11 protein-coding genes are annotated in these 13,945 nt (G+C 61.6%); 4 read left to right on the forward strand and 7 right to left on the reverse strand.

All coding sequences use genetic code 11. The annotated features are described in order from the left end of the window. Positions 1-23: 23 nt before the first annotated feature. Positions 24-911, reverse strand: a complete 888-nt coding sequence (galU, locus tag ABIE40_RS16250; RefSeq protein ID WP_112719951.1) for a UTP--glucose-1-phosphate uridylyltransferase GalU — start codon at positions 909-911, stop codon at positions 24-26. Between the two features lie 200 nt (positions 912-1,111). On the opposite strand from galU, the gene ABIE40_RS16255 reads away from it, so the two are divergent. Together ABIE40_RS16255 and ABIE40_RS16260 are read left to right on the forward strand one after the other, a co-directional pair. Continuing rightward, positions 1,112-2,335: a lytic murein transglycosylase gene (locus ABIE40_RS16255; RefSeq protein ID WP_199629007.1), complete on the forward strand. Its 1,224-nt coding sequence runs from the start codon at positions 1,112-1,114 to the stop codon at positions 2,333-2,335. An 82-nt stretch (positions 2,336-2,417) separates the two neighbouring features. Then, positions 2,418-3,623 carry an SGNH/GDSL hydrolase family protein gene (locus ABIE40_RS16260; RefSeq protein WP_502944793.1) on the forward strand — a complete coding sequence of 402 codons (1,206 nt, stop codon included), beginning with the start codon at positions 2,418-2,420 and terminating at the stop codon, positions 3,621-3,623. 3 nt (positions 3,624-3,626) lie between these two features. Here ABIE40_RS16260 and ABIE40_RS16265 read toward each other — a convergent pair whose 3' ends face one another. The 4 genes from ABIE40_RS16265 to ABIE40_RS16280 form a co-directional block, all read right to left on the reverse strand. After that, on the reverse strand, positions 3,627-4,151 hold the full coding sequence (locus ABIE40_RS16265; protein ID WP_199629006.1) for a GNAT family N-acetyltransferase: 525 nt from the start codon (positions 4,149-4,151) through the stop codon (positions 3,627-3,629). Positions 4,152-4,210: 59 nt separating this feature from the next. Then, complete coding sequence (locus ABIE40_RS16270; protein WP_112719954.1) at positions 4,211-5,665, reverse strand: glutamate synthase subunit beta; 1,455 nt, start codon at positions 5,663-5,665, stop codon at positions 4,211-4,213. Between the two features lie 220 nt (positions 5,666-5,885). Then, the gene (gltB, locus tag ABIE40_RS16275) at positions 5,886-10,610 is read right to left on the reverse strand and encodes a glutamate synthase large subunit (RefSeq protein ID WP_199629005.1); all 4,725 of its coding nucleotides are present in this window, start codon (positions 10,608-10,610) and stop codon (positions 5,886-5,888) included. Positions 10,611-10,967: 357 nt separating this feature from the next. After that, positions 10,968-11,150 carry a hypothetical protein gene (locus tag ABIE40_RS16280; RefSeq protein WP_148194694.1) on the reverse strand — a complete coding sequence of 61 codons (183 nt, stop codon included), beginning with the start codon at positions 11,148-11,150 and terminating at the stop codon, positions 10,968-10,970. Between the two features lie 18 nt (positions 11,151-11,168). Between ABIE40_RS16280 and ABIE40_RS16285 the strand changes: the two genes are divergently transcribed. Next, on the forward strand, positions 11,169-12,221 hold the full coding sequence (locus ABIE40_RS16285; RefSeq protein WP_199629004.1) for a threonine aldolase family protein: 1,053 nt from the start codon (positions 11,169-11,171) through the stop codon (positions 12,219-12,221). Between the two features lie 7 nt (positions 12,222-12,228). Here the strand turns inward: ABIE40_RS16285 and ABIE40_RS16290 are convergent, their stop codons facing one another. After that, a complete protein-coding gene (locus ABIE40_RS16290; RefSeq protein ID WP_281438203.1) occupies positions 12,229-12,357 on the reverse strand; it encodes a hypothetical protein in 129 nt (42 codons plus the stop codon). A gap of 207 nt (positions 12,358-12,564) precedes the next feature. Between ABIE40_RS16290 and ABIE40_RS16295 the strand changes: the two genes are divergently transcribed. Next, positions 12,565-13,002, forward strand: a complete 438-nt coding sequence (locus ABIE40_RS16295; RefSeq protein WP_199629003.1) for a BA14K family protein — start codon at positions 12,565-12,567, stop codon at positions 13,000-13,002. A gap of 36 nt (positions 13,003-13,038) precedes the next feature. Here ABIE40_RS16295 and ABIE40_RS16300 read toward each other — a convergent pair whose 3' ends face one another. Then, positions 13,039-13,896 carry a LysR substrate-binding domain-containing protein gene (locus ABIE40_RS16300; RefSeq protein WP_112719958.1) on the reverse strand — a complete coding sequence of 286 codons (858 nt, stop codon included), beginning with the start codon at positions 13,894-13,896 and terminating at the stop codon, positions 13,039-13,041. Positions 13,897-13,945 lie beyond the last annotated feature (49 nt).

Consider the following 13,945-nt stretch of genomic DNA (forward strand, 5'->3'; position numbering starts at 1 on the left):
ATTTTCGGGCCGATGCTTGGACTTCAGAGACCCTTCAGCAAAGCCTTGAAGCCTTCCTCGACGGTCGGGCGGATATCCGCACGGTCGAGCGCGAAGGCGACGTTGGCGAGGATGAAGCCATCCTTGGCGCCGCAGTCATAGGTCGTGCCGCGGAAGTGGTAGCCGGCGAAAGCCTGGTCCTTCAGGAGCTTCAGCATGCCGTCGGTGAGCTGGATCTCGTTGCCGGCGCCGCGTTCCTGGGTTTCCAGGATCTTGAAGATCTCAGGCTGCAGGATGTAGCGGCCGTTGATGAAGAAGTTCGAGGGCGCCGTGCCCTTGGCAGGCTTTTCGACCATGCCGGTGATGCGGAAGCCGTCGCCGATCGCATCGCCAACGCCGACGATACCGTACTTGTGAGCCTGGTCCGGAGCGCATTCCTCGACGGCGATGATGTTGCCGCCGCTCTGGCCATAAAGATCGATCATGCCCTTCATGCAGCCCTTGCCTTCGGCCTTCATGATCATGTCGGGCAGCAGCAGAGCGAAGGGCTCGTCGCCGACGATCTCGCGGGCGCACCAGACGGCGTGGCCGAGACCAAGCGGCTCCTGCTGGCGGGTGAAGCTAACGGTGCCGGCCTTCGGCAGCTGCGCTTCGAGCAGCGTCATTTCGGCCTTCTTGCTGCGCTCGCGCAGCGTCTGCTCCAGTTCGAAATGAATATCGAAATAGTCTTCGATGATGTGCTTGTTGCGGCCGGTGACGAAAACGAAATGTTCGATACCGGCTTCCAGAGCCTCGTCGACCACGTACTGAATGATCGGTTTATCGACGACGGTCAGCATTTCCTTCGGAACGGCCTTCGTCGCTGGAAGGAACCGGGTTCCAAGACCTGCGACCGGGAATACCGCTTTACGAACTTTTTTCTGCTGCGTCACGTAGAACCTCCTGGGGGGTTTATCGCTTTGAACTCAAGCTATTTGGGGTGAATTAAGCTAAATTCGCTACTGTTTTACAAATGATGACGGGAAGACGTTGTCATGGTAAAGAATTTGTTGACTTCGTTCCGGTAGTCTCGGGTCCGGACGGAATGCCCCTCCGCCGCACTTGTAACAGAGATGACGGATACGGACTGCCGATGACCAAAAATCACAAATACTCCCTTCGTGGTCTTGCCCTCGCCTTCGTTGTGACCGCGTCCGCCGGTTTGGCACCCCATAACGCGGCTGCCGACCAGCGGTTCCAGAAGTGGATCGCGGATTTTTATCAAACTGCCGCGCAAAATGGCATCAGCAAGGCAACCTATCGGAAAGCCTTTTCCGGTGTGAGCGAACCCGACCCTACAGTCCTTGAAAAGGCGGCCTTTCAGCCGGAATTCACAACCAAGATTTGGGACTATGTGGATTCCCGCGTGAACCCCTATACGGTCGAGATCGGCCGCAAAATGGCCGCAAAGCACGCCTCGACTCTGAACGCCATCGAGCGCCATTTCGGCGTCGACAAGACGATCATCCTGGCGATCTGGTCGATGGAATCGAACTACGGCGCCGTTCTCGAAAAGGACGATCGCCTGCATTACGTGCCGCGCGCCCTTGCGACGCTGGCCTATGCCGACGAGCGCCGGGCGAAGTTCGCCAAGAAGCAGCTGATCGCAGCCCTCAAGATTCTGCAGAACGGCGACATCTCCGCCGATGGCATGACCGGCTCCTGGGCCGGCGCCATGGGCCACACGCAGTTCATTCCGACCAGCTACCTGCTCTACGCGGTCGATGCCGATGGCAACGGCCACCGCGACATCTGGAATTCGGTTCCCGATGCGCTCGCCACCTCCGCCAACCTGCTTGCCAAGAACGGCTGGCAGACCGGCAAGACCTGGGGCTACGAAGTTTCGGTTCCGGCCTCTGCCGCCAAGCAGGCGGGCAAGACCCACACGCTGGCGCAGTGGGCGGCGATGGGTCTGACGCGTCCGAACGGCAAGAGCTTCAAGGACGCCGGCACCAAGGCGATCCTGAAGATGCCGGGCGGCGCTGGTGGCCCTGGCTTCCTGATGACCTCCAACTTCTTCACCATCAAGAAGTACAATGCCTCCGACAGTTACGCGCTTGCCGTCGGCCTGCTCGCCGACGAGATCGCCGGTTATGGCGGCATGAAGCAGCGCTGGCCGCGGCCGGACGGCACGCTCGATGTGAAGGAAAAGTTCGAGCTGCAGACGCGCCTGAAGACGCTCGGCTATTACAACGGCGAAGTCGATGGCAATTTCGGCTCCGGCTCGAAAGCCGCCATCTCGGCCGTGCAGGAGCGCCTGGGGATGCAGGCCGACGGCGAGCCCTCGCTTCCGCTGCTCAACGCGCTGCGCCGCTAGACGGCAAGATTTCGCGACATAAATCCTATCCGGAGTGGACGCTCGCGCCCACTCCATGCGAAAATGCCGCGAGATGCGGGACATGATCATGCGACCACAGGGCAACAAGCGTAAATCCGGCTGGCGGACGGCGACGATCGCGCTGTTGGCCCTGTCTTTCGGCGTAACCGCGCCCGTTCATTTCGCCGATGCGCAGGAGCGCTACGAGCGCCGCTCGATTCTCGATTTCTTCTTCGGCCGCCGCACCTATGTCGACGACTATCCGCCGCCGCCGGATGTGGAGCGCCCCCGCCCGCAGCGCAAGCGCCCTCCGGCCAAGCCGAAGGCGGTAACATCCGCGCCGAAGCCCGCACCTGTCGTTCCGCAAGAGGAGACGGTTCAGAAGCTCGAAAACGCCCAGAAGATCCTGATCGTCGGCGACTTCCTGGCCAGCGGCCTCGGCGACGGCATGACCGATGCGTTCAAGACCTCGCCGGGTGTCGTCATCGATGCGCGCGGCAACGTCTCCTCCGGCCTGGTGCGCGACGATTATTACAATTGGCCCGATCAGCTCCTGAAGATGATGGACGAGGTGAAGCCCGCCATCGTCGTCGTCATGATCGGCGCCAACGACCGCCAGCAGATGGCGATCAACGGCGATAAGGAGAAATTCCGCACCGAGGCCTGGTATGCCGAATATCAGAAGCGCGTGTTGAATTTCGGCAAGGAAGTGACCAACCGCAAGATCCCGCTGCTTTGGGTCGGCCTTCCCGCCTTCGGTTCCGATTCGATGACCTCGGACGCGGTGCAGATGAACCAGCTCTACCGCAAGCAGGTGGAAAGCGTCGGCGGCGAGTTTGTCGACATCTGGGACGGTTTCGTCGACGAAGGCGGCCAGTTCATCGTCACCGGTTCCGATATCAACGGCCAGCAGGTGCGCCTGCGCACCTCCGACGGTATCAACCTGACGCAGGCCGGCCGCCGCAAGGTCGCCTTCTATGTCGAAAAGCCTGCCCGCCGCATCCTCGGCACCCAGGCGAGCCCGGACCTCGTGCGCCTCGATACCAGCAACCTGCCGAGCCTCGGCCTGCCCGAGCCGAACGTGCCGCATACGCAGCCGATCAGCCTCTCCGATCCCAATCTCGACGGCGGCTCCGAACTGCTCGGCGCCAAGGCACCGCCGGTCTCGCTCACCAAGTCGCCGCGCGACATGCTGGTGCAGGACGGCATGGTCGAAGAGGCTCCCGCCGGACGCGTCGACGACTACCGCCTTCCGGCCAAGGAACCGAAGCAGGTTTCGGCGAAGTAACGGCTAGCCGGCAGAGCGGATGTAGATGAAATTCTCGTGCTGCTCGCCTTCGAACTCGAAATAGGTCGAGCCGCCCCGCCGAAGCCCCTGCTTCTCATAAAAGCGGATTGCCGGCAGGTTCTGATGGTTGACCCCAAGCCAGGCATGACGCTTGCCGCGCGCTGACAGCACGCGGTCAGCCTCTTCCAGAAGCTTCGCGCCAAGACCCTTCCCTAGAAAATGCTCCTGCACATAGAGCGTGACGATCTCGGTATCGATGTCAGGCTCATCAGGGCATGGCGCCTCGAAATCCAGCCGCAGATAGCCGACGAGATGGCCTTCGCTTTCGCAGAGGATGAAATATTGCGGATCCGAGGCGATCTGCCGCCGGAAATTTTCCTCGGTGAACTGCTGGAGAACGTAGTCCGCGATCGCCCGGCGAATACCGGTCTTGGCATAGGTATGCAGCCAGACCTGGATCGCCAGAGCCGCAACGTTGGCGGCGTCCTCAGGCACGGCTTTTCGAAACGAGAAGGTCATGGCAGGCATAGATAAGCCGCCTGCGATGTCTCGCAAGCGGCTCGTCTGAAACCGGACAGACCGGCAGATTAGCGCGGCAGAACCGTCGAACCCATCAGCGCTTCGTCGATGGCGCGGGCGGCCTGGCGGCCTTCGCGGATCGCCCAGACGACCAGCGACTGGCCGCGGCGCACGTCGCCAGCGGTCCAGAGCTTGTCGACCGAGGTCTTGTAGTCGCTGTCGTTGGCAACGACGTTGGTCGAGCCGCGGCGGTCGGTGTTGAGCGTCAGCTTGCCGTCGAGATCCTTCAGCACGCTATCGGTGAACGGGCCGCGGAAGCCGATGGCGATGAAGGCGAGATCGGCCTTGATGATGAACTCCGTGCCGGGAACCGGCTTGCGGCGCTCGTCGACTTCGCAGCACTTGACGCCGGTCAGCTGGCCGTCTTCGCCGATGAACTCCAGCGTCGCGACCTGAAACTCGCGCACCGCGCCTTCGGCCTGCGAGGAGGAGGTACGCATCTTCGTGGCCCAGAACGGCCAGACGGCGAGCTTGTCTTCCTTCTCCGGCGGCTGCGGGCGGATGTCGAGCTGGGTGACCTTCACGGCGCCCTGACGGAAAGCCGTCCCGACGCAGTCCGACGCGGTATCGCCACCGCCGACGACGACGACGTGCTTGGCACCGGCAAGGATCGGATCCGCCTGCCAGCCAACGCTGTCGATATTTTCGCGGCCGACGCGCTTGTTCTGCTGCACGAGGTAAGGCATCGCATCGTGGACGCCGGCGAAATCCGTACCCGGAATGCCCGCCTCACGCGGGGTTTCCGAGCCGCCGCAATAAAGAACGGCGTCATAATCGGCGAGCAGCTGCTCCATCTTCACATCGACGCCGACATTGACGCCGCAGTGGAAGGTCACGCCTTCGCCCTTCATCTGCTCGACGCGGCGATCGATGAAGTTCTTCTCCATCTTGAAATCAGGAATACCGTAGCGCAACAGGCCGCCGGGCTTCGACTCGCGCTCGTAGAGGTGAACCTCGTGACCGGCGCGGCCGAGCTGCTGGGCAGCCGCCATGCCGGCAGGACCGGAGCCGATGATCGCAACCTTCTTGCCGGTATGAACCGTTGCCGGCTGCGGCCGGATGAAGCCGAGCTCATAGGCCTTGTCGGCAATCGCCTGCTCGACCGTCTTGATAGCTACCGGCGTATCTTCGAGGTTCAGCGTGCAGGCTTCCTCGCAGGGCGCCGGGCAGACGCGGCCGGTGAACTCCGGGAAGTTGTTGGTGGAATGCAGGTTCTGGATCGCTGCTTCCCAGTTGTTGTTGTAGACGAGGTCGTTCCAATCCGGGATCTGGTTATGCACCGGGCAGCCGGTCGGGCCGTGGCAATAGGGGATGCCACAGTCCATGCAGCGGGCCGCCTGCTTCTGCACTTCCGGGTCCGACATCGGGATCGTGAATTCGCGGAAATGCCGGATACGATCGGACGCCGGCTGATACTTCGCAACCTGCCGGTCGATTTCCAGAAAGCCTGTAACCTTACCCATATTTTCGTCCCTTACACTCATGACCGCCTCGCCTGCGGCCAGCTGTCCATCATCAGCCTCAACTTCGGAGGCAGGTTGCTTCTTTCGACCGTCATCAGCACTTATCCCCTGAGATCCATCCGCGCGGACCAGCAGCAAGATGCTGCCGCCGATCGGCGCGGGTCATTTGAAGATAGTCCGGTCATCCGCCATGCACCGGCACGGCGGACTTCTCTGCAAATTACTCGGCAGCGATCCCCATCCGGGCGCGTTCCATTTCCTCAAGCGCACGGCGGTACTCGACCGGCATGACCTTGCGGAATTTCGGGCGGTAGTCGGCCCAGGCGTCCAGGATCTGCTTGGCGCGGGTGGAGCCCGTGTAGTGCAGATGGTTGGAGATCAGCTGGTAGAGGCGCTCCTCGTCGTGACGCGTCATGTCGCCGGAGACGTCGACGCGTCCCTTGTGCGCCAGGTCGCCGCCGTGATGATGCAGCTTCTCCATCATGTCGTCCTCTTCCGGAACCGGCTCGAGTTCGACCATGGCCATGTTGCAGCGCTTGGCGAAGTCACCGCTCTCGTCGAGAACGTAGGCCACGCCGCCGGACATGCCAGCCGCGAAGTTGCGGCCCGTTGCGCCGAGCACGACGACCACGCCACCCGTCATGTATTCGCAGCCGTGGTCGCCCACGCCTTCGACGACAGCGATCGCGCCGGAGTTACGAACCGCGAAGCGCTCGCCCGCGACACCGCGGAAGTAGCACTCGCCTTCAGTCGCGCCGTAGAGAACGGTGTTGCCGACGATGATCGAGTCTTCGGCGACGATCTTCGAATTCTCCGGCGGACGAACGATGATCTTGCCGCCCGAGAGCCCCTTGCCGACATAGTCGTTGCCGTCGCCGATCAGGTTGAAGGTGACGCCGCGGGCGAGGAACGCGCCGAAGCTCTGACCAGCCGTACCCTTGAGGGTGACGTTGATCGTGTCTTCCTTCAGGCCGCGGTGATTGTAGCGCTTGGCTACCTCGCCCGACAGCATGGCACCGGCCGAACGGTCGACGTTCTTGATGTCGACTTCGAAAGCAACCGGGGTCTTCGACGTAAGAGCCGGCTGCGCCTGCTCGATCATCTTGCGGTCGAGAATGTCGTCGATCGGATGCTTCTGGCGGGTCGTCCAGTAGGTCGCTTCCTTCTCAGCTTCGACCTTGTGGAAGATGCGGCTGAAATCGAGACCCTTGGCCTTCCAGTGCGCCAGCATCTCGTCCTTCTCGAGCAGCTCCGAAGCGCCGATGATGTCATCGAGCTTGGTGAAGCCGAGGGAGGCCAGGATTTCGCGCACTTCGTTGGCGACGAAGAAGAAGTAGTTGATGACGTGCTCTGCCGTGCCCTTGAAGCGCTTGCGCAGGACCGGATCCTGCGTCGCAACGCCCACCGGACAGGTGTTCAGGTGGCACTTGCGCATCATGATGCAGCCTGCCGCAATCAGCGGAGCCGTCGCGAAGCCGAATTCGTCAGCACCGAGCAGCGCGCCGATGATGACGTCGCGGCCGGTCTTCAGACCGCCATCGACCTGCAGCGCGATGCGCGAACGAAGGCCGTTCAGCACCAGCGTCTGCTGCGTTTCGGCAAGGCCGATTTCCCACGGCGAACCGGCATGCTTCAGCGAAGTCAGCGGCGATGCGCCGGTACCGCCGTCGAAGCCGGAGACCGTGATATGGTCGGCGCGCGCCTTGGCAACGCCGGCGGCAACCGTGCCGACGCCGACTTCCGAGACGAGCTTGACAGAGACATCGGATGTCGGGTTGACGTTCTTCAGGTCGTAGATCAGCTGTGCCAGATCTTCGATCGAGTAGATGTCGTGGTGCGGCGGCGGCGAAATCAGGCCGACGCCAGGCGTCGAGTGACGGGTCTTGGCAACCGTCGCATCGACCTTGTGGCCGGGCAGCTGACCGCCTTCGCCGGGCTTCGCACCCTGCGCGACCTTGATCTGCAGCATGTCCGCATTGACGAGATATTCGGTGGTCACACCGAAACGTCCCGACGCGATCTGCTTGATCGCCGAGCGTTCCGGGTTGGACGAACCATCCGGCAGCGGCATGTAGCGGTCGCTCTCTTCGCCGCCTTCGCCGGTGTTCGACTTGCCGCCGATCCTGTTCATGGCGATTGCCAGCGTCGTATGCGCCTCACGGCTGATCGAGCCGAAGGACATGGCGCCCGTCGAGAAGCGCTTGACGATATCGGCAGCAGCCTCGACCTCATCGATGGAGACCGGCTTGCGGCCGAGCTGCTCGGCGCTCTTGATGTTGAAGAGGCCACGGATCGTGTTCATGCGCAGCGCCGAGGTGTTCACCATCTCGGCGAATTCGCGGTAGCGGTCCTCGGCATTGCCGCGAACGGCGTGCTGCAGGGTCGCAACCGCATCCGGCGTCCAGGCATGGCTTTCGCCGCGCATGCGGTAGGCATATTCGCCGCCGATATCGAGGGTCGTGGCAAGCAGCGGATCCTTGCCGAAAGCGGAATTGTGACGGGCAACGGTTTCCTCGGCGATCGCCGCGAGATCGACGCCTTCGATCATCGTCGCGGTACCGAAGAAATACTTGTCGACCAGTTCCTGCTGCAGGCCGATCGCATCGAAGATCTGCGCGCCGCAATAGGACTGATAGGTCGAGATGCCCATCTTGGACATGACCTTCAGGATGCCCTTACCGACAGCCTTGATATAGCGGTAGACGACTTCCGAGGCGTCGACTTCCTTCGGGAATTCGCCCTTGGCATGCATGTCAAGCAGCGTGTCGAAGGCGAGATACGGGTTGATCGCTTCGGCGCCGTAGCCGGCCAGCAGGCAGAAGTGATGCACTTCTCGCGGTTCGCCGGTTTCGACGACGATGCCGACGGACGTGCGCAAACCCTTGCGGATCAGGTGATGATGGACGGCAGCGGTCGCCAGCAGCGCCGGGATGGCGATACGGTCCGGGCCGAGCTGACGGTCCGAGAGAACGATGATGTTGTAGCCGCCCTTGACCGCAGCTTCGGCGCGCTCACAGAGGCGATCGAGCATCTCGGGCATGCCTTCGGCGCCGCGCTCGACGTCATAGGTGAAGTCGAGCGTCTTGGTGTCGAAGCGGTCTTCGGTGTGACCGATGGAGCGGATCTTTTCGAGATCGCCATTGGTCAGGATCGGCTGGCGCACTTCCAGGCGCTTGGCATTCGCCATGCCGGTATGGTCGAGCAGGTTCGGACGCGGGCCGATGAACGACACGAGGCTCATGACCAGTTCTTCGCGGATCGGATCGATCGGCGGGTTGGTGACCTGCGCGAAGTTCTGCTTGAAATAGGTGTAGAGCAGCTTCGACTTCTCGGACATTGCCGAGATCGGCGTATCCGTGCCCATCGAGCCGACGGCTTCCTGGCCCGTCGTCGCCATCGGCGACATCAGGATGCGGGTGTCTTCGGTCGTGTAGCCGAAGGCCTGCTGGCGGTTCAGCAGCGACACGTCGCGACGAAGCGCACGGGGCTCGACCGGCTTCAGGTCTTCGAGGATGAGCTGGGTGCGATCGAGCCAGCTGCGATAGGGATGCTTGGTCGCAAGCTCGGACTTCACCTCTTCGTCCGAGATGATACGGCCCTTTTCCATGTCGATCAGCAGCATCTTGCCCGGCTGCAGGCGCCACTTCTGGACGATATCCTCTTCGGCAACCGGCAGCGTGCCGGCTTCCGAGGCGAGGATGATGCGGTCGTCGTTGGTGACGAGATAGCGGGCCGGACGCAGGCCGTTGCGGTCGAGCGTCGCGCCGATCTGCTTGCCGTCGGTGAAGGCAACGGCAGCCGGGCCGTCCCACGGCTCCATAAGAGCGGCATGATACTCGTAGAATGCCTTGCGTTCGGCAGCCATCGACTGGTTGCCGGCCCAGGCTTCCGGGATCAGCATCATCACGGCGTGCGCCATGGAATAACCGCCGCGCACGAGGAACTCGAGCGCGTTGTCGAAACAGGCCGTATCCGACTGACCCTCATAGGAGATCGGCCAGAGCTTGGAGATATCCTCACCGAAGAGCGGCGAGGAAACCGAAGCCTGACGCGCCGCCATCCAGTTGACGTTGCCGCGCAGCGTGTTGATTTCGCCGTTGTGGGCGACCATGCGGTACGGATGCGCCAGCTTCCAGGACGGGAAGGTGTTGGTCGAGAAGCGCTGGTGCACGAGGGCGACCGCGGATTCGAAGCGCGGGTCCGCCAGGTCCTTGTAGTAGTCACCGACCTGATAGGCCAGGAACATGCCCTTGTAGACGACGGTCGCCGATGACAGTGACACCGGATAGAAGTTGCTCTCCTCGCCGTCGAACTCGTCATAGATACGGTTGGAGATCACCTTGCGGAGCGTGAAGAGGCGGCGCTCGAACTCGTCGTTGGTCGCGGCATCCTTACCAGCGCCGATGAAGACCTGAACGTGATGCGGCTCGGTGGCGGCGATCTCGGGCGCCTTGGAGAGCGAGGAGTTATCGACGGGCACATCGCGGAAGCCGAGGAAGACCTGGCCTTCTTCGACGATGACGTCCTTGATGACCTTCTTGAAATGCTCGATCTGCTTCTCGTCGCGCGGCATGAAGATATGGCCCATGCCATACTCGCCGAACTTCGGCAGGGTAATGCCCTGCTTCGCCATCTCCTCGCGGAAGAAGCGGTCGGGGATCTGCACGAGAATGCCGGCGCCATCGCCCATCAGCGGATCGGCGCCGACGGCACCGCGATGCGTCAGGTTCTCGAGAATGAAGAGACCGTCCTTGACGATCTGATGCGACTTCTGGCCCTTCATATGGGCAACGAAGCCGACGCCGCAGGCATCATGCTCGTTGCGCGGATCGTAGAGGCCCTGCTTGGCAGGCAGACCGGAAGCGAATTTGCGCGTTTTGGCCGTTGCGCGCGCATCGGCTGCAGCAATCTGGTCAAAACTCGTGGATGGCGTCTTCTTCGTCATCGTCTTCGCTCCTGTCAAAGCCCGCGGGGACTGCGGGCGGCCTTTCGTCATGCACCGTCCCCGATCTTAGGTTCGGCGCGTGACAGCGCTGTTGCATTGTGAAGATCCGGCCGCATGCGTCCGCCAAAAGCGATCCGCCGCGCTCCGCGCCTGCCAGCCGCCTCCGCTTGGGCCGATTGCCCGCGCTCCTGGCGACTATAACGTGAAAGCCTGAAAACGTCAGGACTCTCGGCGCCTCTTCGGCCATAAAGGCCAAAATAGGACAGCAACCCTGCCCTAATTCACTAGTTCTATGACAGAAGGCTGGGGCGCCCGCAAGACCATCAAATTAAAAAAACATGAACTTCCGAATGAAAATTACAATCTGTATTTTTGGTACGCAATAAAATTACACAGTTTTGCATTATTTTGTTTGTTGATTGCCGAAATCAGATTTCGTGATGGATCGGCCAGCGGCCCCTTGTCGCTCACTGCAATGGCGCCTTGATCGCTCACCGCAATGGCGTAATGTCCCTGCCGGGATTTGCCCCGCCTTTTCATTTGATAAACGGTTTCCTCATGTTCTTCGCATCCGATAACTGGGCCGGCGCTCACGAAGCCATTGCCCAGCGCCTGCTTTCCGCTTCCACCGGCTTTGCCGCCGCCTATGGCAACAGCGACCTCGACAAAAAGGTCCAGGCCCGCTTTTCCGAAGTCTTCGAGCGCGATGTCGCCGTGTTCTTCGTCTCGACCGGCACAGCTGCCAATTCGCTGTCGCTTGCCAGCGTCCAGCGCCCCGGCGGCATCACCTTCTGCCATTCGGAAGCCCATGTGATCGAAGATGAATGCGGCGCCCCGGAGTTCTTTTCCAACGCCTCGCGCCTCGTTGCCGTCAGCGGCGAGTTCGGAAAGATCGATCCCGCGCAACTTTCGGCAAAGATCGCCGGTTACCCTGAGGACGCCGTGCATCACGGCCGCGCCAGCGCCGTCACCATCACCCAGGCGACCGAGATCGGCACCGTCTATTCGCTGCCGGAGATCGGCGAGATTTCCTCGATCGCCAGGAAGCGCAATCTGCCGCTCCATATGGATGGCGCCCGTTTTGCCAATGCGCTCGTGGCGCTTGGCGCCACACCCGCCGAAATGACCTGGAAGCGCGGCGTCGACATTCTCTCTTTCGGCGGCACCAAGAACGGCTGCTGGTGTGCGGAGGCAATCGTCTTCTTCGATCCGGATCAGGCAAAGGAAATGCCGTTCATCCGCAAGCGCGCCGCCCAGCTCTTCTCCAAGTCGCGCTTCATTGCCGCGCAGTTCGATGCCTATTTTGAGGAAGAGCTCTGGCTTGGCCTCGCCCGCCATTCGAATGGGATGGCCGATCACCTGCGCGCCGGCATCGGCGCCAGCAACTCTGCCCGCCTTGCCTGGCCGACGGCATCGAACGAGGTCTTCGCGGTGATCACCAAGAGTGCTGCAAAGACGGCCGAAAGCCGCGGCGCGAAATTTTATGAATGGCCGATCCCGGTTTCCATGCCGGAACTTGTTGGCGACAACGAAACGCTGATCCGCCTGGTGACCAGCTTCGCGACGACGGAAGCCGATGTCGACGGCTTCCTGAAATGCCTGGCGGCATAAGACAGCATCAATTCTGATGCCCGAAGACGGCGGATTGGGGCGCTCCCTGATCCGCCTTTTCTGCTTCGTGGCCGATCACCACGATCATCATCACGCAGGCAACCAGCCCGGATATGAACACTGCACCATAAATCATCGGTCCGTTCTCCCTTGCCCCGAACGACGACCTTTACCTGGTGCTAAATTACGAACCGAAATCTGACCAAACGCCTAAGCGACAGGGTTGAGACCTGCTTAAAATAGTAAGCAGGGCGTTAACTTTTGCGTGAAGATACAAACAAAAGCAAAGTGTTGCGGAACTTTACCCTCGCCTCAGGACTTTACAGGCGAAAGGTGAAAAATCATGAAAAAGCTCGCAATCGTACTCGTCTCGCTTGTAACCGGTTTTACAGGCATCGCCCCCGCTCAGGCCTTCCCGGTCATGGCAATCCAGAGGCCCGACATCACATCGCCCGGCATTGCCTCGGATGTACAACAGGTCCGCGACCGCCGCTGGATCCGCCATGGGTGGCACGGCAACAACAGGCGCTACTACAACAACCGCTACTATCGCGGCCGCTACTACCATCACCACCACCACAACAATGCCGGTGCGATCATCGGCGGTCTCGCAGCAGGCGCGATCATCGGTGGTGCGCTGAGCGCTGCCACGCAGCCGCGCTACTACGGCGGCAACTCGCATACCCGCTGGTGCTACAGCCGCTATCGCTCCTACAGGGCATCGGACAACACGTTCCAGCCCTATAACGGTCCCCGCCAGCAGTGCGTCGGCCCCTATTGATTGAAGAGAAGCCCCGCTCCGGCGGGGTTTTTCTTGTCAGCCGCCGGAGCGAAGGCTGCGAACCTTCCCGAGAATATCGTCCGACAGAGCAGACACCAGCGCCCGGTCCGCCCCCTTACGCGGCACCAGCACGAATTCCACATCTTCGAGAACAGGCAACCGCCCGGGCGCGATCTCCTTTAATCCCGCCGGCGCCATGCTGCGCGGCTGAACCAGCACGCCCATCCCGGCGCGGGCCGCCGCCGTCAGGCCGCTCAGGCTGCCGCAGGTGCAGACGATCCGCCAGGCCACCTGCGTCCGCCCCAGCGCCTCCAGCGCGATGCTGCGCGTGACACTCGGCGCCGGAAAGGCGATCAGCGGCAGTGGACTCTGCTGCAGAACATGCTCGGGATCGCGCGCCAGCCAGATCAGCGGCTCGCGATAGACGAGCTTGCCGCGCGCATCGCCGAGCCTGCGCTTGGCGAGAACCAGATCGATCTCGCCATTGTCCTGCATCTCATAGAGCGCACCCGAGAGCGCGACGGTCAGCTCGAGATCGACAGACGGATGCGAGCGCACGAAATCTTCAAGCACGGCCGGCAGCTGGCTGGTCACGAAATCCTCGGAAACGCCGAGCCGCAGCTTGCCGCGCAGGCTGTTTCCCCGAAACAGCGACTGCACCTGCCCCTCGATTGAAAGCATCGCGCGGGCATGCGACAGCAACGCCTCGCCATCGCCTGTAAGCACCACCTTATGCGTATCGCGGGCGAGGAGCTTCCGGCCGACCGAGCTTTCAAGTCGTTGAATATGCTGGCTGACGGTCGATTGTCCAAGCCCGAGCCGCTCCGCCGCAAGGGTAAAGCTGCCCATCTGCTCGACGGCGACGAAACTGCGCAATTGGGTCAGATCAAGCATGACGATCCCATTTCGTGATAACTGTTATTCCTTGCATCCTGAATCATAA

Source organism: Rhizobium sp. OAE497 (assembly GCF_040546565.1).
Taxonomy (GTDB): domain Bacteria; phylum Pseudomonadota; class Alphaproteobacteria; order Rhizobiales; family Rhizobiaceae; genus Rhizobium.